Below are 21773 nucleotides of genomic sequence, written 5' to 3'. Positions count from 1 at the left end.
ATACGCCATGTCGAGTGCAGGGACAGAAAACGCGAGCAGCGCGGGCAGCCATGGTTGGGCGCTCGATCTCTCGAAGGTCACCAAGCGGTTCGGCGCTACTGTCGCGCTCGACAACGCGTCGTTCCGCGTCAAGCGCGGCGCCGTTCATGCGTTGCTCGGCGAGAACGGCGCCGGCAAGTCGACGACCGTCAAGCTGTTGTCAGGTCTCATGCAGCCGGATGCGGGCAGCATCTCGATCATGGGCCGCAACGTGAACATGCGCGGTCCCAAGGATGCGCATCGTGCGGGCGTGCAGACGGCGTTCCAGGAGATGACCCTGGTGCGGGACCTGACCGTCGCGCAGAACCTGTTGATGGCCTACGAACCGACTGGCTGGTTTGGCCGGATCCGGCAACGTGAATCACAAAAGCAGGCCGCGCAATGGCTCGAACAGCTCGAACTGGGCGATATCCGCCCGGGCGCCTATATCCGCGATCTCGCGTTACCCGTGCGCCAGAAGATCGAGATTGCGAAGGCGCTGGTCCGCCAGCCTGAAGTGCTGCTGCTCGATGAACCCACGTCCGCGCTCTCCGGACGTGACGTTGCGTGGTTGTCGCGACGGATCGAGGAATTGAAGGCGCGTGGGGTGACCTTTGTGTTCATCACGCACCGGATGCAGGAAGTGCGCGAGTTCTGCGACAGCCTCACGGTGTATAGAAACGGCCGTGACGTAGGTGCTTTCAATACCGATTCGATCTCGGACGACGAAGTCATCCGTCTCGTGATCGGCCGTTCGATGGACGCCAAATATCCACCGAAGATCGCCACGCCGGTAACTTCGGAAACCCCGGCGATGGAAGCCCGCGGCATCAAGGTGGATGGCGTGGTCAACGACTTCGACCTGACGTTGAAGGCAGGCGAAGTGCATGGCGTCGCAGCGCTGCAAGGCATGGGACAGCGCGAGATTTTCGAGGCGTTGTTCGGAGCCGAGTTTATCGACGCGGGTCAGATCCTGATCGATGGAAAACCAGTCACGCTGACCTCGACCGCCGATTCGCTGAAGGCCGGGGTATCGACGAGTTTCCTGCCGGAAGATCGCAAGACCGAGGGTTTGTTCTTGCGGCTGCCGGGTGGGGAGAACATCTCGCTGCCGGTCATCAAGCGCTTCTCGCGCTTCGGCCTGATCGACAGGAAACGCGAGCAGGCCGCCGTCAAGCGGGCGCTCGCGCAAATGGAAGTCAATCCGCGGGCGGTCTACAAGCCATGCCTTTCTTTCTCGGGCGGTAACCAGCAGAAGATCGCCATGGCGAAATGGCTGCTGACGCAAAGCCGCGTGTGGCTCATGTTCGACCCCACGCGCGGCGTTGACGTGGGAACCAAGCACCAGATCTTCGTGCTGATGCGTGCGTTCGCGGCGGCCGGCGGCTCAGTACTGTTTTATTCCACCGACGTGCCGGAACTCGTCAATGTGTGCGACCGCGTGTCGGTGGTGTATCGCGGGCGCAATGTCGCGGAGCTGGCCGGCGAGACGCTCACCGAAGAGAACGTGATGCGCAAGATGCTTTCAACTTGATGGGCTTATGAAGTTCGGTATGAGGCTAGTTCAAGCAATCAGAGGTCGATCATGAAAATTGCAATAGCGCCGCCCGACAGCGAGGTCGTGCGGCCCGGTGCGCACGTCGGTTTTCGAGCGCGTGTGGATCATTATCGTGGCTTGATCATCGCAATCGGCGCACTGCTCGCGATGATGATCGCGTGGGTGTCGCTGTCCGCCACGCCGGTCGGGCTGTACGACGTCGGCTCGGTGATCTCCAGCAGCACGACGCTTGCGCTCGCCGGGATTGGACAGACCATCGTTGTATTGAGCGGTGGCTTCGATCTGTCAGCGTCGGCGGTGGTTTCGTTGTCCAACGTGCTCGCGGTGCGCTTCGTGCAGGGCACGCCGATCGAACAATGGGGAGGCGTCGCGCTGATTCTTGCGATTGGCGGGGGCATCGGACTCGTCAACGGTGCGTTGATCGCATGGTTCCGGCTGCAGTCGATCGTGGTTACGCTTGCCACCATGTTCATGGTGCAAGGCCTGACGCTGCTGATCCAGAACAAACCGGGCGGAACTATTGGCGATCAGTTCGGCGCGTTCATCACCTCCGATCTCGTGCCCGATAAAGTCCCCATGTCAGCGGCGGTGCTGATCGTCGCGCTGCTTGTGTGGACCTTCGTCAAACGCACGCGCTTCGGCGTTGGCCTCTATGCGCTCGGCAGTGATCCCGACGGCGCCTATGCGAACGGCATGCCTGTCAGAGGCTACCGGATCGCGACCTACGCGCTCGCCGGCATGTTCTACGCGGCAGCGGGCTTGTATGTATCGGCGCAGACGGGTTCCGCCGATCCGCTCGTGGGCCGGCCGTTGCTGCTCTCCATGTTCACGGCTGTCGTGCTGGGCGGCACATGGCTAGGCGGCGGTCGAGGCGGCTGCGTGGGCACGGTGTTCGCCGCGATGACCCTGATGATCACGGTCAATATCCTGCTGGTGCTCAACGTATCCGCGTTTTTTACGACCATCGCTGAAGCGGTGATCCTGATCCTGGCGGTGCTCGGGTCGTCGGTCGGCAAGCAGTCGGCGGCGCATCATTGCGCGCGCTACGCCGGACGATGGTTCACCGCGTGGACCACCGGAACGCGTGCACGCAATGACCAGGGCGCGCGGCGCGTGAAGTTCGAAGTGGAGAACTTCCGTCCGATAGAAAACACGGAACTCAAGGGGCGCGTGCTGGGGGACTGGATCGAACGCAATCGCGAATGGGTCAAGTACATCGTGCCGGCGTATCTGCTGTTCTTCGCGGTGGTCGCGATCACGGGCCTGGTCTATGGGCCGGGTGTACTCGTGAGCGCCAACTTCTATACGAGCTTGCTGACGCTGACCTTGTTCCTGGCTGTTCTGGGGCTTGGGCAAGGCGCCGTGATCCTGACCGGCGGACTCGATCTTTCCGTGCCCTGGCTCATCACGCTATCGGGCGTGTTGCTGACCGGGCTGACACATGGCGTCAACGAAGCCGCGGCGTGGGCCGTGCCGCTGGTGCTGTGCGCGGGCTTGGCTGTAGGCGTGTTCAATGGTGTGGGCGTAGTGGTGCTGGGCTTGCCGCCGATCGTGGTCACGCTCGCTGCGAACGGCTTGCTGCAGGGCATCACGCTGATCTATTGCAACGGTTCGCCGCAAGGCTGGGCACCATCGGCGATCAGCAATTTCACAAACGGGCGTGTAGGTCCCTTGTCCCTTGCCGCTTGGTGCGTGCCGCTGTTCCTTGCATTGGCGTTACTGCTTCTGCATCGCACGGCGTTCGGACGACGCATCTATGCGGTCGGCAATTCGCAGGTCGCGGCGAAGCTGTCGGGCGTACGCGTGGGCGCCACCCTGATCGCGGTGTATTGCCTCTCGGGTTTGTGTTCCGCCATTGTGGGGTTGTTGCTTGCAGGCTTCAGCAGCCAGGCGTTCCTCGGCATGGGCGATCCCTATCTGCTGCCGTCCATTGCTGTCGTGGTCGTGGGCGGCGCGTTGATCACCGGCGGCCGGGGTCATTATCTCGGTGTGTTCGGCGGCGCGTTGCTGCTGACCGCGCTGGGTACGCTACTCGCCGGCACCACGGTGCCGCCGGCCGTGCGCGACATCATCAACGGCCTTGTCGTACTGGCTGCCGTGATTACGTTGCGCGATAAAAAAGCTTGATCATCGATGGAGCAACACATGACCAGACGCATTGCAGTGATTGGATCGGGACGAATAGGCCGAGCGTGGGCGATCGTGTTCGCGCGTGCGGGTTTCGAGGTCAGGCTGCATGATGCCGACCGTGCGATGCTCGACGGCGCGATTCCGTCTATCCGCCGCAGTGTGTCGGATTTCGCCGAATATGGGCTGATCGACGAGCCGGAAGAACAGATCGTGTCGCGTATCACGGCATGTGAACAGCTAGCGGTCGCGGTGAGCGATGTCGACCTGGTCCAGGAGAACATTGCGGAGATCGTGGAGGTCAAGCGCACGTTGTTTGCCGAACTCGACAAGCTGACACGTCCCGATACGCTGCTGGCCAGTTCGACCTCCGGCTTGCCTGCCTCCACGTTCACCGAAGGACTGGAGGGCCGCGCGAGGTGCCTTGTGGCGCACCCCGTGAATCCGCCTTCGCTTGTGCCGCTGGTCGAGCTATGCGGGGCGCCGTGGACATCGCCGGACACGCTGGCCCGTGCGCGTGCGCTGTACGAAGAAGCTGGTCAGCAGCCGGTGACCGTTGCACGCGAGATCCCGGGGTTTCTGCTGAACCGGCTGCAAGGTGTACTGCTTGACGAAGCATTGAGCCTCTACGCACGAGGTTATGCAAGCGCCGCCGATCTCGACACCGTGATGCGCGACGGCCTCGGACTGCGCTGGTCGTTCATGGGACCGTTTGAAACCATTGACCTGAACGCGCCCGGCGGCGTGACGGATTACGCCGCGCGTTATGGCGCGATGTACCGCTCGTTCACGAAGGACAGCGTGCCGTTCGACTGGTCGCCCGACAGCATCGCAAGACTCGATGCCGAGCGTCGCGAGGCGTTGCCGCTCGACGAGATAGAAAACCGTAGCCACTGGCGCGACCGGCGGCTGATGGCGTTGCTCGCGCATCGCCGCGCAACGTCGAAGTCCGATGACGACAACAGTTGATAACCGGAGACAGCCATGATTGAAACCCGCCTGATCGTCGATGCCAACAATCATCTCGGCGAGGGACCGCTATGGGATGTGAAGGAACAGCGCCTCTACTGGATCGACAGCACTGCTGCCGAAATCAGCAGTTGCCGCGCCGACGGCAGCGACATACGGCGCTATTTCGTGCCGCGCCACATTGGTTCGATGGCGTTGCGGGAGCGCGGCGGTGCGGTGGTTGCGCTCGCGAACGGCCTGCATTTCTACGACTTCGAGACGCAATCGGTCAAGCTCATTGCCGACCCGGAGAGCGACGACCCCGAGACGCGATTCAATGACGGCAAGGTGGACCGGCGAGGGCGGTTTATCGCCGGCACGATGGCGTATGACTTCGACCGCTATGACGCCGATCGCGGCCAGCGTCCGACCCGCAGCGGCGGGTTGTATCGGCTGGATACGGATGGTGCGGTGACGCGTCTGGATGGCGGCATCATGTGTTCGAACGGTCCTTGCTGGAGCCCGGACAACCGCACCCTCTATTTCACCGATTCCTACGACAGGAAGATGTACGCATACGACTACGACATCGAGACCGGGGCGGTGGCGAACCGGCGGGTGTTTGCATCGGCACACGATCTGGCGGGTACGTTCGACGGCGCGACGGTCGATGCCGAGGGCTATCTCTGGTCGGCGCTCGTGTTTGGCGGACGGATCTTGCGATTTGCGCCAGACGGCAAGCTTGATCGCGTAGTGGAGTTTCCTGTGCGCAACCTGACGAGCGTGATGTTCGGCGGTCCGAACCTGGACATCTTGTTTGTCACTACCATGGGCCGGCCCATGTGGGGCATTCCGCAGAAGGAGCGCGACAAGGGCGGCTTGTTCGCCATCACCGGGCTGGGCGTAAAAGGTTTGCCCGAGCCCAGGTTCGCAGGATAGGGGCGGCCGTGTGCGCTTAAGCGGGGACAACAACCGTCCCTGGCGAAATCAGTACGCTGCCCAATGCCCGCGCTCCCATACCCACTGGTTTCCCGCCCACCTGTAGTGTCCTTTCACCCAGTGGTAACCCGGCGCGGGTTGCGCCGGCACCACTTCAACAAGCGGCTCCGGCCGCGGTGGGCGTGCGGGTTCCACTACGCAAGCGCTCAGCAAAACGCTAAGTAGTACAATGCTTAATGCATGTTTCATTTTTAACTCTTCCCTGGTGAAGTTAGGTACGTGACTGCTTGTCAGCCGTTGCGCTGCTAAGTCCGCAGCAACCGGCTGGACATCGGGCTCGCGATCTTCTGCGTGAACAGAGTCGCCCTGACCTGAGCCGGATCGAGACCGAAGGTCTCCCCTGCCGCAGCGGCAATCAGGCTGTCGAGCCCGAGCGTCGGCCGCAAATCCCGTCCCTGATACAGCGCCGACGGCGCGAGCCCAGGCCAGTCCGCCAGAATCCGGCCGCCTTTCACCGCTCCGCCCAGCAGCATCGCGGCGGACGCCGTGCCGTGATCCGTGCCGCCCGTGCCGTTCGCCGTTGCCATGCGCCCGAACTCGGTCGCAACCAGGACGGTCGTGTTGGCCCAATGCTCGCCAAGACCATCGCGCATGGACGCCATCATTGTGTCGAGCGCCTTTAGTTGCGCGCCGAGCCGCTGGTTCTGCGCGCTATGCGTATCCCATCCACCGGTCTCGATCATCGCAATACGCGGGCCGTCGCTACGGCCGAGGAAGCTCGCGGCAAGCTTGCCAAGGCTCGCCGGGTCCTGACGCGCGCCGGCATCGGCAGCGAGCCCGCGAGCGTCCATTGCAGAGCTCCAGAGCGCATGAAGCTGCGGGTCTCCCGAATAGAGTTGCGAGACGCGCACGAGCAGATCGTCGGGCGCCTGCGGCAGCGCGGACGGCGCGTATGACGTCACCTCCGCATTCCCGCGCAGCGCCAGCGGCACAGTGGGCGCGAGCGCGATCGCGTTGGCCCTGGAGGCAGGCAGCATCGACACCAGCCGGTTCAGCCAGCCATCCTTCATCTGGTAAGGCGCAGCGCCACCGGTTTCGAGCACGTTCTGGCCGTCGAAGTGCGAGCGATCTCGGTATGGCGATGCAACCGCATGCACGAACAGCGCCTGCTGGGCGGCGTACATCTTCGCCGTTTCGACAAGCGACGGATGCAGCGCGAACGTCCCGTCAAGCTTCGTTGCCGCAGACGGATCGATAGCAAGCGCTCCGCGCAGGCTTGCATAAGCGGGATCGGCGTACGGCACCACGATGTTGAGACCATCGGCGGCACCGCGCTGGATCACAAACACAAACCGCCGGTCCGACTCCACCGAAGCGAACGCCATGCGTGGCCCGACCAGCATTGCACCGACGCCTGCACCGGCGCACCACAAGAAATTCCGACGCGTGGTCATCGTGTCATCTCCTTTGGAAATCGGGGGAAACCAGCAGCAGCGCGAGCGCGGTCGGCGCGCTTTCCGCACGCGATAGTTCGGATGCCGTAGCATCACTCAGCGACCCGGCGAGCAACTGGTTGCCGAGTGTGCGCGCATCGAGCGTATCGCCGACGCGTGATGCAAAACGCTGTGCCAGCTCCACCCGGCGCACGAGCGCGTCGGGCGCGGCCCAGCTTGCGGCTATGTCGTCGTAGCCCGCGGGCGACCCCGGCCGCCACACGGGCTGGCCGAGTTGCGTCAACAAGGGCGCGACCTGCATGTTGCCTAAAGTGTTGAGGCCCAGCCCCCGCAGCGACGATACCGTCCAGTCCCAAGGCGTCTTGAACTTGGCGTCGACTGGCGACCACGCTTCAGGCGAATCGATCAACACCTGGTACACGCTGGGCAGGTCGCCGTTCGTCGCGCTGAACACGCCGGCCAAACGATCGACCAGCGCGGGCGGCGGGGTATCGGCGACAAAATGCCGGGCCAGCTTGCTCGCAATATGCTGCGCGGTCGCGGGCGAAGCGGCCAGATCGTGCAGCACGGCGAGGGCTTGCTGCTCACCGGGCTGATCGTATTGCCGGTTCATGATTGTGCGTGTCCCCGGCTCGTGCAGGGGCTGGCGAAACACGAATTGTCCGGGCGCGGCGGCGTCATTACGCTGGGCGCCCGCGCCCATGCCGCCCATTGCACCGATACTCCAGCCCGTCAGCGCACGGGCGAACTCGGTGACATCGTTTTGATCGTAGCCGCTGCGCACGCCAAGCGTATGCAGCTCCATGATCTCGCGAGCCAGGTTTTCGTTGAGGCCGGGCTTGCGCTCGGGGTGGCGCATGGCGGCGCGTTCGGCCGCCGGACTATCGGGGCCCACCGAGCGCGCCTGATCGAGGAAAATCTGCATGGCCGGATGACGTTCGACCGCGACCAGCATGTCCTCGAAACGGCCCAGTACATGAGGACGAATGGCTTCAGTTTCGAACGAGCCGGCAAGCATGGCCACGGGCGGTTTTTCCACCGATACCGCGAAGTGATTCGACCAGAAAGCCACCAGCCGCTCGACGAAAGGCGTGGGCGTTTGCAGCGCGCTCACGAACCGCGCATTGACCGCTGCGCGATAAACATCGCGGAGTTTTTCGTTATAGGACTTGCGCACCGCCTGCTTGTCGTCGGTGCCGGCGTTGCGGATGGCGCTTTGGCGGTCGGCGAATTCGGCCGCGAGCGCACTGCTTGAAGGTTGGTCTCCTAACGCTTGCGGCATCGCCTGATAACTTGCACCGGAGAGCTGGCTCTTGAGCCAGCCCTTTGGATCGGACGGGGCTGTTTCCCCCGCACGGGCACCGAGTCCGAAGCGATTCAGCGCGATCGCGGCAGGGGTTACTGATGTCACAGATGTCACGTCTGCCATGGCAGTTCCCACGAATCGAGTTGCTATGTTGCTTAAACGGCGGGGCTGCGTGAATCCGTCGGCGCGTCCCGAGTTTATTTTTTGGGCGGCGGCCCGACATGCAGCGGGCCGTGCTGTTCCAGGGCATCGACGAGTTTGAGCCGTTCATCGGGCGTCAACGTGGAGGCGAACTCAGCCACCGTTGCTTCGACCTGTGCACGCACGGCGACATCGGCTGCGCGGGTACGGGCGAGCGCAGCGTCGAGCGTGGCGCGATCGAATTGCGGCGCAGCGAGCGCCTGCACCACATCGATACGGCCCGCGCGGGCATCCGTGATCAACGGCAGGCTCTCACGGCGTGTCTGCCGCAGCGACTGGCGCAGCTGGTCCTGACGATCCTTGGGCAGTTCTGCCGCGGCGAAACGCAAGCCGCGTTGCTGTGCGAGCACGTCGGCCCGCTGCTTCGCCACCCATCGATACGTTCCGCCCGCTATCGCTCCGAGCAGGAAGATGTTGAGCACCAGCGACACGATCAGCAGTGTCTTGAGCCGGGTTGTCGGCATGGTCATTGGTCGCTCCAGTCGGCCGTCGCGCTGCTGAATACGGTGCTTTCACCGGTTTGATCGAAGAGGCTCGGCGGGTTCGATGGCGAGTTATAGAAAGATCCGGTCAACGAAATGGCCAGCACGCCCGCGGCAATGCCAGCCACGCCCACCCCCACGAGACCCGCGCCCGAGAGCCACCATTGCGGCCGCTTCCATACGGATTCCTGACGTGGCGGCGCCAATGGCGCGGATGCGAGGATGCGCCGGACCAGATCTGATTCGGGCACGGCCACGCTGTGCCTCGATAGCACGAGATCGAGCGAGCGGGCGTCGGCCAGCGCGGCCAGGACAGCCGGGTCCCGTTGGTCGAGCAGCGCCTGGGCTTCTGCGCGTTCGGCTGCCGGCCAGTGTTCCGGCATGGCGCCATAAGCCTCGGTGAGGCGGCGAAAGCGTTCGGGGGTCATCGGCGTTCCTTTCCAAAGACATGCTCGCCGCGCTCGCCGGCAAGGCGGCTGCGCAACGTTCGGCGGGCGCGCGAAAGCAGGCTTTCCAGCGCTTCGACGCTGATGCCCATCAAGGCCGCTGCCTCGACGTTCGGCAGTTCCTGGTAGTACTGCAATACCAGTGCCTCGCGCTGGCGTGCCGGCAACGCGGCGAGCGCAGCGGCAATGCGCTCGCTGCGCGCGGATTCGTCGAGTTGATCTTCCGGCAGCGGCGCCTGGTCGACGGGTTCGGGGGCGTCGTCATCGGAGATGACATCCTGACGGCGCCGCAAACGGTCATAGCACAGGTTGAGCGCCACGCGATGCAGCCAGGTGTCAAAGCGTGCCTGGCCGCGCTGCCAGCGCGACGCCTGTTTCCAGATCCGCACGAACGCTTCCTGCGCCACGTCGCTCGCCTCGTCACGGTCTCCCAGCATCCGGGTCGCGAGCGCGAGCAGCCGCGGCAGCTTGCGCGCGACCATCTCGCGAACCGCTCCGGGTTCCCTGCCATCGATACGCGCGAGCAACTCCGCGTCCGGGTCTTCTTCGTTCAATGTGTTTGATCTCGCTGATCTCGCAGCACATGTTCAACAGCTTCTCGCCGGGTTGGCCTGCGGCCCGGCGCGCCAGCGTGGGGACTGCTCAATACACGACGACCGCCGGCCGATAATAAGCCGGCCGCGCGGGATAAACGACGCACGCAGAAAGTGCCGCGGCCGCAAATGCAATGGCGACTAGAGTTTTAAGCATGGGTGCCTGCCTTTTACGTGGTGCTATGGTCAACAAAGCCGGGTCCGCTCTAGCGTGCCCAGTGACCTTCGATCCAGCGCCAGTTCGGTCCGCGTTGCACCCAGTGACCAGGCACCCAATGTGCGCCGATCCGTACCGGCCTCCAGTGGCCCGGCACCCATTCGTAGCCGCGGCCGGCCCAGCGCCAGTGGCCGCCATCCCACACATAACCGGGACGCGCGACGGGTACGACTTCCGTGCGCATCGGCGGTGGCGCCGACGGAGCGATGATGACCGCTTGCGCGCATGCCGGAGCACTGGCTAGCGCGGCCAGCGCGGTGACGACGGCCAAAGCGGCTTTTACCGCGAACGTGGGCGAAGCCCATCCTCTTGATGTTTTCATGACGGTTCCCCGGAGTAGATAAGACGCTCAAGACGCTCGATGCCAATGCTCTCGAGTGCTTAAACGCGCGCTTCCGGGAAATCCGTCGCTCGATCTTTGAGTTTTTTAAGCGGGCTGGAAGAGGGGCAATACCGCGATGCGCGCGCTAATACGAAAGCGGGTAAGCGTGCGGCTTTCCTCTGATAAATAACTGAAATATTCTCTAAAGTATTGTGTAGGCGTACCGTAATATAAAGGTAATTGATCGTAACAATAGAGATGCCGATCATCCCAACCCGGAGAAAAACCAAGGGAGTTCCAGTTTCCATGTCTGACGCAATCAAGTCCGCGGGACAATCTCTAATCAACGGCTCGACCGGCAAGAACACCGACGTACCCGCGCTTGTCGCGGCTATCGTCAACGCGCGGGTGGCCGGATTTAACGCGGCTAACGCCGCAAAACAGAAGACCAGCACCGCTCAACTGACCGCTGTCGGTTCGTTGAAATCGGTCATGTCGCTGCTGCAAAGCGCGCTGGCGTCGCTGTCGGACGGCACCGCGTTATCCGCTGTCACCGCCAAGGCCGACGGCAAGGGCATCACGGCTACAGCAGGCAAGGGCACCACCGCGGGCAGCTATGCGATCCAGGTCACCAACATCGCGACATCGCAAAGCATCACCTCCAGCGGGTTCGGCGCCAAGGAAGCGCTCGGCGCCGGCACGCTGAAACTTTCCGTGGGCGCCTCGGACGTGTCGATCAAGATCGATTCGTCGAACAACACGCTGAGCGGCATTGCCGCCGCGATCAATTCCGCCTCCGGCAATCCGGGCGTGAGCGCGACGGTGATCACCGGTACCGACGGTGCGCATCTTGTGCTGCACTCGTCGACTACGGGTGTGGCGAACGGTATTTCGGTGGAGGTCACACCGAGCGGCGAGGGCGACAACACCGGCTTGTCGAAGCTCAATGTCAGCTCGTCCACATCGACGGTGGACCCCTCGGACCCGGACAAGACCGTGGCGCCGTACACGAGCATCGGGACATCGGAGAACTGGAAGCAAACCGCGGCCGGCAAGGACGCGTTGCTGACGGTGGCCGGCACGCAGGTCAGCAGCCCGGGCAACAGCGTGACATCGGCTATTGCGGGGTTGTCGATCAACCTCACCTCGGAGTCCGTGGGCACGACCCAGACGCTGAGCATCAGCTCCGACACGAGCGCGCAGCAGAGCTCGATCAAGGCCTTCGTCACGGCGTATAACAACTTCATTGGCATGGCTGCGTCGCTGACTTCGTTCGATACGTCGCAACCGAAGGGTTCGCAAGGCGGTCCTTTGCTCGGCGACTCGATGATGAACACGGTCAGGAACGCGCTTGCAACCGCGATCAGCAAGGGCGTCCCGAGCGCGGCGGACGGGAACAAGGGGATGGTGAACCTGGGGTCTATCGGTATCACGCTGCAAAAGGACAACACGCTGAAGATCGATGAAACCGCGTTGACCGCGGCGCTGGCCAACAAGCCCGGCACCGTCAACGCGCTGTTCAATTCGAAATCCGGTCTTGGCGCGGAGATGAACAAAACCCTCACGACCTTTCTCAAGAAAGACGGCCTGCTCGATACGAGGACAACGTCGCTCAACAAGGACCTCGCCAACATCAAGGTCCAGGGCACGAAGCTGGATGCATTCGCCACGCAACTGACGAACAGTTACAACGCGCAGTTCACTGCACTCAATACGCTGATGGCGCATATGAGCAGCAATGCAAGCTATCTGACTGCGTTATTCGGCGGGGCCAACAGTGCGGGCGCACTGGCCGGAAACAGAGGTTGACGATGAACACGCCGCGCGATGGGCGGCGTTCGTTGTGCGATGACGAAGAAAGCGCGTGCGCTGCTTACTTAAAATCCCAGCGCATCTGCTCGACGATGCCAACGCCGCGCGAGGTCCGCACGCATTCGCCGACATAGTCGATAAACGGCAAGGGCTCGAAGCCGATCTCGTCGCGCAGGCGGCGGTTATCGAACTGGTAGTCCAGGTTGGCGAACCCGGCATAGATACCCAGCGCATGTTCGATCAACCGCGCCGCGGCCCGGTGCTGACGCCCGACCACATCGCATGCGATCCTGCGGAAATCGCGCGGCGCGCAGATGGAGTAGCGTTTCCCCGATATACCCGTGGCCTCATCCATCGCGCCGATGATCTGGCCAATGGTCGGCGCCTCCGAGCCGGCCGATACGTGGTAGGTGTCGAACGCCAGCTTCGGCTTGACGGCGAGCAAGGCCAGCGCGCGGGCGCAATCGTCGACCGAGACGACATCGAGCCGGGTCATCGCTTTTGCGCTGAAGCGCCGCGCGGCATGCACCACGCGAAACACCCAGAAGATGCTCGGCGAAGGCAACGTGCCCAGCACCGTATGCCCGACGACAATCGATGGCCGCACCACGACCAGCGGCAGCGACGGGTAGTAGAGGCGCAGGAGCCGCTCGACATCGCGCTTGCTTTGCGTATAGGGCACGAGGTGGTTCGTCTTGCTCCCGTCCCCGCTCTCGTTCCCGTCCTCGTTCCCGCTCTCGTTCTCGCCAAATCCGAAAGCGGACTCGGGTACGACCGGACTGCATTGCGTACCGCATGCCATGGCCGTGCTGACGTGCAGGAAACGCCGCAGCACTTTACTGTCGGCAAAGTGCGAAGCAAAACGCAGCGTGTCGCGTACGTTGATATCGAGTACTTGCGAGTTCATGGAGAACGACGCCATGGCGGCGCAGTTGATCACATGCGATGCCTGCGTCAATCGCGCGAGGTCCGCTTCAGTAAAATCGCCGCCCAGCTCGCCCACGATCACGTTCGCCTCGGTCAGCCGTTGCGCGCGAACATACGGCAGGCCGCAACGTATGGCGGAGGCACGCAGGCGGGTCAGCGCCTGCTGCGCATTCGCCGCGCGCACAAGACACACGAGACGTTCGATCAGGCCGGCATTCATGAGCGTCACCAGCACCGTGCCGCCGATAAAACCGGTAGCACCGGTCAGCACCAGTCGATCGATGCCCACCACATGCATGCGCGTGGACGCCGTGAGGCTGTCTTGCCAGGCGGTGGACAAAGGGGTTTGCCATGCAAACATAGCGTTCTCCGTGCAGAAGAAAAATGGGTAGCGGGTAACAGCGGGGAGCGGCTGGCGCCGCGCCCGCGACGCGCCTGATATCACCGGGTTTAATAGCGCCGGATCTAGTACCGATACATCACTGCTGTCGTAGCGAAAAAAGCGTTCTTCTTCTGCACGATCGGGCTGTCCGCCGACGAGCCGAGAATTCGCGTCACGCCGCCCGATGTCCGCACGGACCATTTCGGCGTGAAGGAATAAATCCACGCGGCTGAGACCGTTGCCTGGTCGATGCCGGCTTTCACCGAGTACGGCCGGAAGCCGCTGCTTACGGACTGCGCGTCGGTGACACCGAAGAAGGTCTGCGTATAGCGGCCGCTGCCGGCGTGCAGGCTGCCCGTGATGCTGATGTCGTTAGTGGCGGTGTGCAGAACCGGCGTGCTCACATCGAGATGCCCGCTGACGCCGCGCGTGGTGTGCGTGAGCGGCTGGTCGAGCGTCACGCTGATGGTCGTATCGCCGAACACCGTGGCGCCGACCTGGAAGTGCATCATCGGCGAGCCGGGAATGCGGCCCATGCCCTTGAGGTAGTTGGAGCCGGGCAGGTCTGCACGATTGCTGTCGCTGCGGCCGAAGTCATAGTCGAGCGCGCTCGAGACGAAGATGCCGTTCGCGAAAGTCTTCTTGTACCCGGCGCCTTCGAACGGGCTGATGAAAAAGCCGTTGGAAAACTCAGCGGAGAAGACTGGCGCGACCAGGCCACGATAGTCCTTGCTGCCGAGGTAACGCGGCGCAACACCGGTGCCCAATCCGAAGGTATAGAAATTCTCGCCATGAGCGATGGAGGAACACGTCAGGGCAAGCAGCGGGAGACACAAATAGGAGAGGCGTTTGCGCACGGTCAGGTCTTTTTCTATGAGAGAAGCCGCAGTCTAGGGACGCGGTTGACCGGTGTCTGTTTTGAAGTTTCGCTAAATTGTGCTCAATTGTGTTCAAGTGTCCGCGAGTGTTGCGCACGGCCCCGACCTTTGCGCGCGAGGATAGAATCGGCGGCTGCTAGTGCTGCCCCAAGTGCGGAGAAGAACAAATGAACGAGGTCTCACCCAAGTACAACGTGTTGCTGATCGAGGACGACGATCGCCTCGCGCAACTGATCGGGGAGTATCTGGGCAGCTATGAATTTGCGGTGACTATCGTGCGGCGAGGCGATACTGCGGTCGCCGCCGTGCGCGAGCACAAGCCCGCGCTGGTGATCCTCGACCTGATGCTGCCGAACATGGACGGTATGGAAGTGTGCCGGCGTATTCGCGGTTTTTCGAGCGTGCCGGTGTTGATCCTGACCGCTCGCGTCGATGTCTTCGACCAGGTTGCGGGACTGGAAACCGGCGCGGACGACTATGTCGTGAAGCCGATCGAACCGCGTGTGCTGGTGGCGCGCGCACGTGCGCTGCTCAGGCGGTCGCAGCCGGCTGAGGAAATCATGACGCCGGCCGCGGCGGCCGGCACGCTCACGTTCGGCGAACTGGTGATCTCACCGCCGAATCGCACGGTGACGTGGCGCGGCGAGGACATCGACCTGAAGACCGCCGAGTTCAACCTGCTCGTGATCCTCGCGCGCGCCGCCGGCACCGTGCTCAGCCGCGACGATATCCTGAAGCAATTGCGCGGCATCGAATTCGACGGGCTCGACCGTACCGTCGACTCGGGAATCTCGCGGCTGCGGCGGCGTTTCGAAGACGCGTCGCCGGAGCCGCACAAGATCAAGACGATCTGGGGCCGCGGTTATCTGTTCAGCCCGTCGGCGTGGGAGGATTGAATGCTGCGTTCACTGATCCGCCTGTATTTGATCGTGCTGCTGGGCGGCGGCGTCGCCATTGTGTTCGTCAATGAGTACTTCTCGCAGCTCTTCCATGAGAGGGTTACCGCGAACGAACGCGAGAACGTGAAAGCGTATGCGTTCGTGCTTACCGATTACCTGGAACGCCACCCCGGTGAGCAGCGGGCAGCCGCGCTGGCCGAACTGCAAAAACACGGCGACGAGGGTTTCAGCCTGCTCACGATGAAAGACGTGATTCCGCTGCTCGACCGTGAGCAGTTGCGCGACCTGCGCGACGGCAAGCTGGTGCTCAGCATGGATGGTAAGGATTACTACCTGCCGTTGCCCGATGGCACGATCGTCCACGCCCACCCCGATGAGCCCGGCAACCTGGACATCAAGGCACTGGCATATGCCGTGGTCGCGCTTGCGACGCTGTTGTCCGTCGTCCTGTGGGTCCACTATCACTGGCGTGACTTGAGGAAGCTCGAGGCCGCTGCCCGCGCGTTTGGCCGGGGTCAGTTGTCGACGCGCGCGGCGTTATCGAAGAAATCGAATATCTACGATCTTTCGAATCAATTCAACGAAATGGCCGGGCAGATCGAAGCGTCGATTTTGCATCAGCGCGACATGATGCACGGGATCTCGCATGAGCTGAAAACACCGCTTGCGCGGCTCGAATTCGGCCTCGCTTTGTTGCAGTCGCCCGAATCGCCGGAGCGCCAGCGCGAACGTCAACTTGCGCTGCGCCGCGACGTGCGTGAACTGGATGAACTGGTCACCGAACTGCTCACGTTAAGCCGGCTTGAACAAGGCGCGGCGCATAGGGTGCTGATGCAGGTATCGGTGAGCGAACTGCTGGACAGCGTGGCGGCAAGCATGGCCAACGACGTCGCTGACCGTGGGCTGAGCCTCTCTGTCACAACGTCCGGCGCGCCGGCGAGCCATGTGTGCGATCCGAAACTGGTCGCACGGGCGTTGTTGAACCTGATCCGCAACAGCACCCGCTACGCGCAGCGCGCCATTTCGCTGAGCGCGTGTCTGGGGCCGGCGGGCGCGCTCGTGCTGATCGTGGACGACGACGGTCCGGGTATTCCGCTTGCGGAACGGACGCGTATTTTTGAGCCGTTTCATCGGCTGGATGCAAGCCGCGACCGGCACACCGGCGGCTTCGGGCTTGGGCTGGCAATTGTGCGGCGCGTCGCGTTGGTGCATGGCGGCGAGGTGCGGCTGGAAGAGTCCGCTTCGGGTGGCGCGCGGTTCCTGATCACGTTGCCATCGGCGCCCTTGGGCGAATTCATCGTTTGACACGGGGCGCCTATTCAGAGACGAATCGTCAAATTTTGTCAAATCGAGGCCAGCGTTATTTCCTTTCGGCGCGAATGCGGTGACACTAGCGTCACCCTTTCGAGGGTGTGTCCCGCGACGAAGGTGATCCTCGTCGTGCTTCAGTCCCATCTCGCCAGGGTGGGACTTTTTTTTGCGCGCCGGTTATTCCGCAGCCGGCAGCGTATCGACTAGCGACTCGTAAAAGCCTGGCTACTGCGAAACAGATCACGCGCGATCGAACAGAAAAGAGCCGTCGTCTGCCCTTCATCCTGAAGGCGGCGGCTCATGATGATCGGCGACGTGGGGCCCGGTTCGGGCAGGTGCCGATAGACGACGCCATGCACCCTTAACCCATCTACACTCTCCGGTACCAGCGACACGCCCACTTGCGCCGCAACGAGCCCAAGCGCTGTCTGCAACTCCCGCACCTCGTGTACGGCGGCGGGTTCAAGCGCATGATCGCGCAGCGCGGACAACTGCTGGTCCGCATAACTCGGGCGCGGTGAGCTCGGATACACGATCAGCGTCTCGCGAGCCACATCCGCAAGCGTCAGCTCTACCGAAGCGTCCGCTAACGGATGATCCTCCGGCAGCGCTGCAATCATCCGTTCCTCGACGAGTACTTCGCGCGTCAGTTGCACATCGTCGAAACGCAGCCGTCCGAAGCCGACATCAATTCGGCCGCCCTTTAAAGCGCCGAGTTGTTCGAGCGTGAACATCTCGATCAACGATAATTCGATCTGCGGAGCAGCTTCCCGAAATGCACGGATGACCTGCGGCAGCGCACCATAAAGCGTAGACGGCACGAAGCCGATCACAATGCGTTCCGCGAGTTGCGCGAGCCTGCGCGTAAGCGGGACGAGCTCATCGCTTTCATCGATCAGGCGCTTTGCCTGCGTGTAGAAAACACGGCCCGCTTCGGTCAGGCGCAAGGGCCGCGAACCGTGTTCGAACAGCGCCAACCCGACGCTTTCTTCTATCTGCTGGATCTGCCGGCTAAGCGGCGGCTGCGTCATGTGCAGACGACCGGCCGCGCGCGTGATGTTCATTTCTTCCGCTACCGCAATGAAATAGCGGAGTTGTCGCAGCTCCATGCAGACCTCAAACGGTTAAAGATCCAGCGATATTGCGAAGATTGCAATGGAAGATGTCAGGCACCCGCGTTTCACCGGCGCACAGGCCGTGATTGTGGCATGGTCAATGAGCGAACCGGCAAACAAGGCGTCTGCCGGCATGGCGTGCTTGATGGGCGCGCGGTGGATTCAAGTCCTTAAACGCACGGCATTCGCTGCCGTGGCCGTTGCTGAACCTTCCGATCAACGTTCCTTGGCGGCTTGATTGACCGCACCGCTTGACAACGGACCAGGGGCTTTATCGACAATATTTGTCCTCAGGATCCAGTTGTAAATCGCGCCGACGATCATCAATGCCGAGGTGCCGAAAAACACTTCGCGCATGCCGAAATGCCCTCCGACGAAACCGCCGGCAAGCGGTCCGACCACCTGCCCGGTATATTGCGCGGACGTCGAATAACCGAGCATATTGCCTGCAACCGACGCCGGCACGTTGTGCCGGATCACGCTTGCAACGCAAGGCAACAGTCCGCCAAGCGCCAGGCCCATCAGGAAGCGCAGGACCACCAGTTGCCAGCCCTGCGTGACAAACGCTTGCGGGATCAGCAGGATGCCCGCGACCGCAAGGCAGCCGATAATCACGTTCCAATGCCCGACGCGATCGGCGAGCTTACCCAGGTACGAGGCCGAGAGAATGCTGCCCAACGCCGCCGCCGACATCACCAGCCCCGCGACAAACGTGACCTGGTGGACATCGGCTATTTGCGCCACGTAGACCGTGATGATCGGCTCGATCGACATGTTGGCCAGCATCAGGAGCATGCCGGTCACCAGCATGGCGACAGTCGGCCGCTTGTCCGCGATTTCTCCCCAACTGCCACGCCGCTTTCCCTTCTTGTTCAAGCCCGGGTGACGCTCGTTCTTGACGAAGAACACGGTCGCCAGGAACGTGATGAAAATAAGCGCGCCCGAGGCGAGAAAGGTCGACCGTATGCCGATCAGCGGCGGCAGTGATCCACCAATGATCGGGCCGACCAGATTGCCGGCCATGATGCCGGAAGACAGGACGCCGAGCGCCCAGCCGCATCGGTCTTTCGGCGTCTGGGTGGCGACCAGCACGGTGGAGCCCGACGCAAAGCCGCCAAGCAACCCTGCAAGAAGCCTCAGGCCGACGAGTTGCCAGACGTTATGCGCCATTCCCATCAGGGACATGATGATGGCCATGCCGAGGCTGGCGCGGATCAGCATCGGCTTGCGGCCGTAGAGGTCGGCAAGCTTTCCCCAAAGCGGCGCGGTCAATGCGGCGGTGAAAAAGGTCGCGCCGTACGCGACGCCGGACCACTGGACGATCGCGGCGTGATCCTTGACGCCCAGCTGCTCCACGTAAAGCGGCAAGAACGGCAACATGAGCGTCATGGCCACGATGGTCGTGAACGATCCGAACACGCAGACGATGAGGTTGCGCCGCCAGTGGGTGAACTCCTCCGCTTGCGAAGGATTGTCTTGACGGGCGCTTGCCGTTTGTTTGTCCATCATTCTGTCCGAGTCAGCGTGGCGGTTGAGGGTTGTCCGGCGGTTTCGTGAAGGCCGCAGCAACCGCCTGGCGCAAAGTGAGCAAGCGGGCGGGCTTCAACCCGGATCCTACGGCGTGAGCGGGGGCACAGCCAGTCCGCTGGCTATACCGGTATCGCGAGTACCCGGCACCTTTGCGTTGTCGTTTTCAAGTGAGGCGGGCGATCGGTACGCGTAAACACCTAAAGATAAGCCGCTGTGCGCCGATAAATAGGGGAAGTTTGCATTTTTCTTCCAACCGTCATCTGGCAAGCGATTCAGCAAGCAATCCAATGGACGGTGGGCAAGCTGCATCACGTAGGCGGACACCTTGCCGACTGCTTGAAAGCCTGGCTGTTCAACCTCGAATTTGCACCGCAATCAAGAATTTCCTTTGTCGTCGCATCGTCCGCCAAAGCAGAAATCGCGTGTTATCAATTTCAATCTACAAGGTCATTTTGATGAGCCAGTTCAAAGTTGTGACCCGCCTGTCGGTCGCTTTCGGTGCGTTACTAGTCCTTCTTGGCGTAGTGTCCGTCGTTGGCGTGTTCGGCATGTCAAGAATCAACGAGGCGCTAACCAGTATTGTCGACCGCACCACGGAGGAAATGACGCTCGCCCAGACCATGCGCTCCTCGCTCGACCAACGTTCCATCGCGCTGCGCGACATGATGCTGGTCGATAACGACGCCGGCATCAAGGCCATCGTGGAGAAAATAAAGCACGAAGAAGGGATCTATGCGGACGCGTCGCGCGCCGTCAATGACATCTTTGTGTCGAGCGGCGCAATCACGGATGCGGAGCAAACACTGCTCGCCAAGCTGAAAGACGATGAAGCGTCCACGCTGCCGCTCATGGCCAATGTCGTTCAGCTCATTCTTGCAAATGACAAAGCGTCGGCCGGCAAGGCTTTGCTGCAAGACGTCGTGCCCAAACAAACTCAATGGCGCGGCACGCTTCGATCGTTGATCGAGCTTGAGAAAACCACGATGCACGACAAGGCCAGCCAGGCCGAGAGCAGCTATGCGCAGCTCAGGGTCGCGATGATCGGCGCCGCGTTTGCCGCGTTAATTGTTGGCGTGATCGGTGCATTGCTGATCACGCGCAGCATCCTGAAGCAACTCGGTGCGGAGCCCAGCGAAGCGCAACGTGTAGCCGGCGAGATCGCGGATGGAAACCTCAGCGTGCCGGTGGTGATTGCACGCGGCGCAAGCGGGAGTTTGATGGCGTCGCTCGAGACGATGCGCGCGCAACTTAGCAGCATCGTCGCGGGGATCAAGACATCCGCCGATTCGATCGCAGTCGCGGCCAATGAAATGGCGCAGGGCAACGTCGACTTGTCGCAACGCACGGAGGAACAAGCGGCGTCGCTTGAACAAACCGCTGCGAGCATGGAAGAGCTGACGTCTACGGTTAAACAGAATACCGATAACGCGAAACAGGCAAACATGCTTGCCCAGAGCGCGTCGGACGCGGCCACGGCAGGCGGACAGGTGGTCGAACGCGTGGTGACGAAGATGCGGGATATATCGGCTAGCGCTTCGAAAGTCGGTGAGATCATCACGCTGATCGAGGGCATTGCGTTTCAAACCAATATCCTTGCGCTGAACGCGGCTGTTGAAGCTGCGCGAGCAGGTGAGCAAGGGCGCGGTTTCGCGGTCGTGGCCGGCGAAGTGCGTACGCTGGCGCAACGCTGCGCGAGCGCAGCCAAGCAAGTGAAGGATCAGATTGGCGAGTCGATCGATCACGTCGATACGGGCTCGGGCCTGGTCGCCGAAGCCGGCAAGAGCATGAACGAACTGTTGAGCTCGGTTAAACAGGTGACCGACATCATGGGCGAGATCTCGGCCGCTTCGTCAGAGCAAAGCACCGGCATCGAACAAGTCAGCCTTGCTGTTGGGCAGATGGACGAAGTGACGCAACAAAACGCGGCGTTGGTCGAACAAGCAACGGCGGCTGCGCAAGCAATGGCCGACCAGGCCAAGAGCTTGCGCGAAGCCGTGGGTGTATTCAGGGTAGGCGTGGCAAGCCACTGAGACCGCCTGGAAGCGGGGGAGGAGGGTGCTATTGGCGAGAGTCAGTCCGCCGTGCGTCGTGTATTAAAACGGCTCGGCCATTTGCTTCGCGGCCCGGACGGCAGATGAACGGACGGAGACATTGTTCAAGCTGGCTCGTTGGCCGCGGACATCCCAGCGTATCCGCTTTCAGTAGCACTTCAATTACACGGTGCGCAATGTCGAGGTTCGACGCGTGCGGCTGGCTTGATAGTGGAGCTGGTTGAACGGGGTTCCGAGGCGGGTCGCGGCGCAACGCC

At 62.2% G+C, this 21773-nt stretch carries 19 protein-coding genes; 8 read left to right on the top strand and 11 right to left on the bottom strand.

Features of this window, described 5'->3' with window-relative positions; all coding sequences use genetic code 11:
• The first annotated feature begins 7 nt into the window (after positions 1-7).
• Genes ACSOSP_RS20790 through ACSOSP_RS20775 form a run of 4 tightly spaced genes read left to right on the top strand, consistent with a single transcriptional unit; the run spans position 8 to position 5590 of the window.
• Entirely contained in the window at positions 8-1552 is a 1545-nt protein-coding gene (locus ACSOSP_RS20790) for a sugar ABC transporter ATP-binding protein (protein ID WP_455312794.1), read from the top strand.
• A 51-nt stretch (positions 1553-1603) separates the two neighbouring features.
• Positions 1604-3703 carry an ABC transporter permease subunit gene (locus ACSOSP_RS20785; RefSeq protein WP_455312793.1) on the top strand — a complete coding sequence of 700 codons (2100 nt, stop codon included), beginning with the start codon at positions 1604-1606 and terminating at the stop codon, positions 3701-3703.
• Positions 3704-3721: 18 nt separating this feature from the next.
• Positions 3722-4672 (top strand): 3-hydroxyacyl-CoA dehydrogenase, encoded by a 951-nt coding sequence (locus tag ACSOSP_RS20780; RefSeq protein ID WP_455312792.1) that lies wholly within the window; start codon positions 3722-3724, stop codon positions 4670-4672.
• A 15-nt stretch (positions 4673-4687) separates the two neighbouring features.
• Positions 4688-5590, top strand: coding sequence for an SMP-30/gluconolactonase/LRE family protein (locus ACSOSP_RS20775; RefSeq protein WP_455312791.1), 903 nt, complete (start codon positions 4688-4690; stop codon positions 5588-5590).
• A gap of 48 nt (positions 5591-5638) precedes the next feature.
• On the opposite strand, the gene ACSOSP_RS20770 is transcribed toward ACSOSP_RS20775, so the two are convergent.
• From ACSOSP_RS20770 to ACSOSP_RS20740, 7 genes are all read right to left on the bottom strand, one after another.
• Positions 5639-5839 carry a YXWGXW repeat-containing protein gene (locus tag ACSOSP_RS20770; protein WP_455312790.1) on the bottom strand — a complete coding sequence of 67 codons (201 nt, stop codon included), beginning with the start codon at positions 5837-5839 and terminating at the stop codon, positions 5639-5641.
• 56 nt (positions 5840-5895) lie between these two features.
• Complete coding sequence (locus ACSOSP_RS20765) at positions 5896-7044, bottom strand: DUF1501 domain-containing protein (RefSeq protein WP_455312789.1); 1149 nt, start codon at positions 7042-7044, stop codon at positions 5896-5898.
• Positions 7045-7048: 4 nt separating this feature from the next.
• A complete protein-coding gene (locus ACSOSP_RS20760; RefSeq protein WP_455312788.1) occupies positions 7049-8473 on the bottom strand; it encodes a DUF1800 domain-containing protein in 1425 nt (474 codons plus the stop codon).
• Between the two features lie 74 nt (positions 8474-8547).
• Entirely contained in the window at positions 8548-9021 is a 474-nt protein-coding gene (locus ACSOSP_RS20755) for a periplasmic heavy metal sensor (RefSeq protein WP_455312787.1), read from the bottom strand.
• The gene (locus tag ACSOSP_RS20750) at positions 9018-9461 is read right to left on the bottom strand and encodes a hypothetical protein (protein WP_455312786.1); all 444 of its coding nucleotides are present in this window, start codon (positions 9459-9461) and stop codon (positions 9018-9020) included. The genes ACSOSP_RS20755 and ACSOSP_RS20750 overlap by 4 nt, the downstream gene beginning before the upstream one ends.
• Positions 9458-10033 (bottom strand): RNA polymerase sigma factor, encoded by a 576-nt coding sequence (locus ACSOSP_RS20745; RefSeq protein WP_455312785.1) that lies wholly within the window; start codon positions 10031-10033, stop codon positions 9458-9460. Before ACSOSP_RS20745 ends, ACSOSP_RS20750 begins: the two co-directional genes overlap by 4 nt.
• 245 nt (positions 10034-10278) lie before the next feature.
• A complete protein-coding gene (locus tag ACSOSP_RS20740) occupies positions 10279-10611 on the bottom strand; it encodes a YXWGXW repeat-containing protein (protein WP_455312784.1) in 333 nt (110 codons plus the stop codon).
• Positions 10612-10917: 306 nt separating this feature from the next.
• Here ACSOSP_RS20740 and fliD point away from each other — a divergent pair, with 306 nt between their 5' ends.
• The gene (fliD, locus tag ACSOSP_RS20735; protein ID WP_455312783.1) at positions 10918-12420 is read left to right on the top strand and encodes a flagellar filament capping protein FliD; all 1503 of its coding nucleotides are present in this window, start codon (positions 10918-10920) and stop codon (positions 12418-12420) included.
• 64 nt (positions 12421-12484) lie between these two features.
• Here the strand turns inward: fliD and ACSOSP_RS20730 are convergent, their stop codons facing one another.
• The gene (locus ACSOSP_RS20730) at positions 12485-13711 is read right to left on the bottom strand and encodes an SDR family oxidoreductase (protein ID WP_455312782.1); all 1227 of its coding nucleotides are present in this window, start codon (positions 13709-13711) and stop codon (positions 12485-12487) included.
• A gap of 104 nt (positions 13712-13815) precedes the next feature.
• Positions 13816-14589 (bottom strand): MipA/OmpV family protein, encoded by a 774-nt coding sequence (locus ACSOSP_RS20725; protein ID WP_455312781.1) that lies wholly within the window; start codon positions 14587-14589, stop codon positions 13816-13818.
• A 188-nt stretch (positions 14590-14777) separates the two neighbouring features.
• On the opposite strand from ACSOSP_RS20725, the gene ACSOSP_RS20720 reads away from it, so the two are divergent.
• Together ACSOSP_RS20720 and ACSOSP_RS20715 are read left to right on the top strand one after the other, a co-directional pair.
• Positions 14778-15506: a response regulator gene (locus ACSOSP_RS20720; RefSeq protein WP_455312780.1), complete on the top strand. Its 729-nt coding sequence runs from the start codon at positions 14778-14780 to the stop codon at positions 15504-15506.
• Positions 15507-16814, top strand: coding sequence for an ATP-binding protein (locus ACSOSP_RS20715; RefSeq protein ID WP_455312779.1), 1308 nt, complete (start codon positions 15507-15509; stop codon positions 16812-16814).
• Between the two features lie 209 nt (positions 16815-17023).
• On the opposite strand, the gene ACSOSP_RS20710 is transcribed toward ACSOSP_RS20715, so the two are convergent.
• Positions 17024-17929: a LysR family transcriptional regulator gene (locus ACSOSP_RS20710; protein ID WP_455312778.1), complete on the bottom strand. Its 906-nt coding sequence runs from the start codon at positions 17927-17929 to the stop codon at positions 17024-17026.
• A 222-nt stretch (positions 17930-18151) separates the two neighbouring features.
• Positions 18152-19441 (bottom strand): MFS transporter, encoded by a 1290-nt coding sequence (locus tag ACSOSP_RS20705; protein ID WP_455313737.1) that lies wholly within the window; start codon positions 19439-19441, stop codon positions 18152-18154.
• A 479-nt stretch (positions 19442-19920) separates the two neighbouring features.
• Here ACSOSP_RS20705 and ACSOSP_RS20700 point away from each other — a divergent pair, with 479 nt between their 5' ends.
• The gene (locus ACSOSP_RS20700; protein ID WP_455312777.1) at positions 19921-21495 is read left to right on the top strand and encodes a methyl-accepting chemotaxis protein; all 1575 of its coding nucleotides are present in this window, start codon (positions 19921-19923) and stop codon (positions 21493-21495) included.
• The last annotated feature ends 278 nt before the right edge of the window (positions 21496-21773 follow it).

The organism is Caballeronia sp. KNU42 (assembly GCF_053760385.1).
The sequence above is the reverse complement of the archived record's forward strand: the minus strand, read 5'-3'. Positions and strand labels throughout refer to the sequence as shown.

Coding starts and splice junctions, on each gene's coding strand:
- ACSOSP_RS20790 (WP_455312794.1), top strand. CDS start 8: ATGTCGAGTGCAGGGACAGAAAACGCGAGCAGCGCGGGCAGCCATGGT.
- ACSOSP_RS20785 (WP_455312793.1), top strand. CDS start 1,604: ATGAAAATTGCAATAGCGCCGCCCGACAGCGAGGTCGTGCGGCCCGGT.
- ACSOSP_RS20780 (WP_455312792.1), top strand. CDS start 3,722: ATGACCAGACGCATTGCAGTGATTGGATCGGGACGAATAGGCCGAGCG.
- ACSOSP_RS20775 (WP_455312791.1), top strand. CDS start 4,688: ATGATTGAAACCCGCCTGATCGTCGATGCCAACAATCATCTCGGCGAG.
- ACSOSP_RS20770 (WP_455312790.1), bottom strand. CDS start 5,839: ATGAAACATGCATTAAGCATTGTACTACTTAGCGTTTTGCTGAGCGCT.
- ACSOSP_RS20765 (WP_455312789.1), bottom strand. CDS start 7,044: ATGACCACGCGTCGGAATTTCTTGTGGTGCGCCGGTGCAGGCGTCGGT.
- ACSOSP_RS20760 (WP_455312788.1), bottom strand. CDS start 8,473: ATGGCAGACGTGACATCTGTGACATCAGTAACCCCTGCCGCGATCGCG.
- ACSOSP_RS20755 (WP_455312787.1), bottom strand. CDS start 9,021: ATGACCATGCCGACAACCCGGCTCAAGACACTGCTGATCGTGTCGCTG.
- ACSOSP_RS20750 (WP_455312786.1), bottom strand. CDS start 9,461: ATGACCCCCGAACGCTTTCGCCGCCTCACCGAGGCTTATGGCGCCATG.
- ACSOSP_RS20740 (WP_455312784.1), bottom strand. CDS start 10,611: ATGAAAACATCAAGAGGATGGGCTTCGCCCACGTTCGCGGTAAAAGCC.
- fliD (WP_455312783.1), top strand. CDS start 10,918: ATGTCTGACGCAATCAAGTCCGCGGGACAATCTCTAATCAACGGCTCG.
- ACSOSP_RS20730 (WP_455312782.1), bottom strand. CDS start 13,711: ATGTTTGCATGGCAAACCCCTTTGTCCACCGCCTGGCAAGACAGCCTC.
- ACSOSP_RS20720 (WP_455312780.1), top strand. CDS start 14,778: ATGAACGAGGTCTCACCCAAGTACAACGTGTTGCTGATCGAGGACGAC.
- ACSOSP_RS20715 (WP_455312779.1), top strand. CDS start 15,507: ATGCTGCGTTCACTGATCCGCCTGTATTTGATCGTGCTGCTGGGCGGC.
- ACSOSP_RS20710 (WP_455312778.1), bottom strand. CDS start 17,929: ATGGAGCTGCGACAACTCCGCTATTTCATTGCGGTAGCGGAAGAAATG.
- ACSOSP_RS20705 (WP_455313737.1), bottom strand. CDS start 19,441: ATGGACAAACAAACGGCAAGCGCCCGTCAAGACAATCCTTCGCAAGCG.
- ACSOSP_RS20700 (WP_455312777.1), top strand. CDS start 19,921: ATGAGCCAGTTCAAAGTTGTGACCCGCCTGTCGGTCGCTTTCGGTGCG.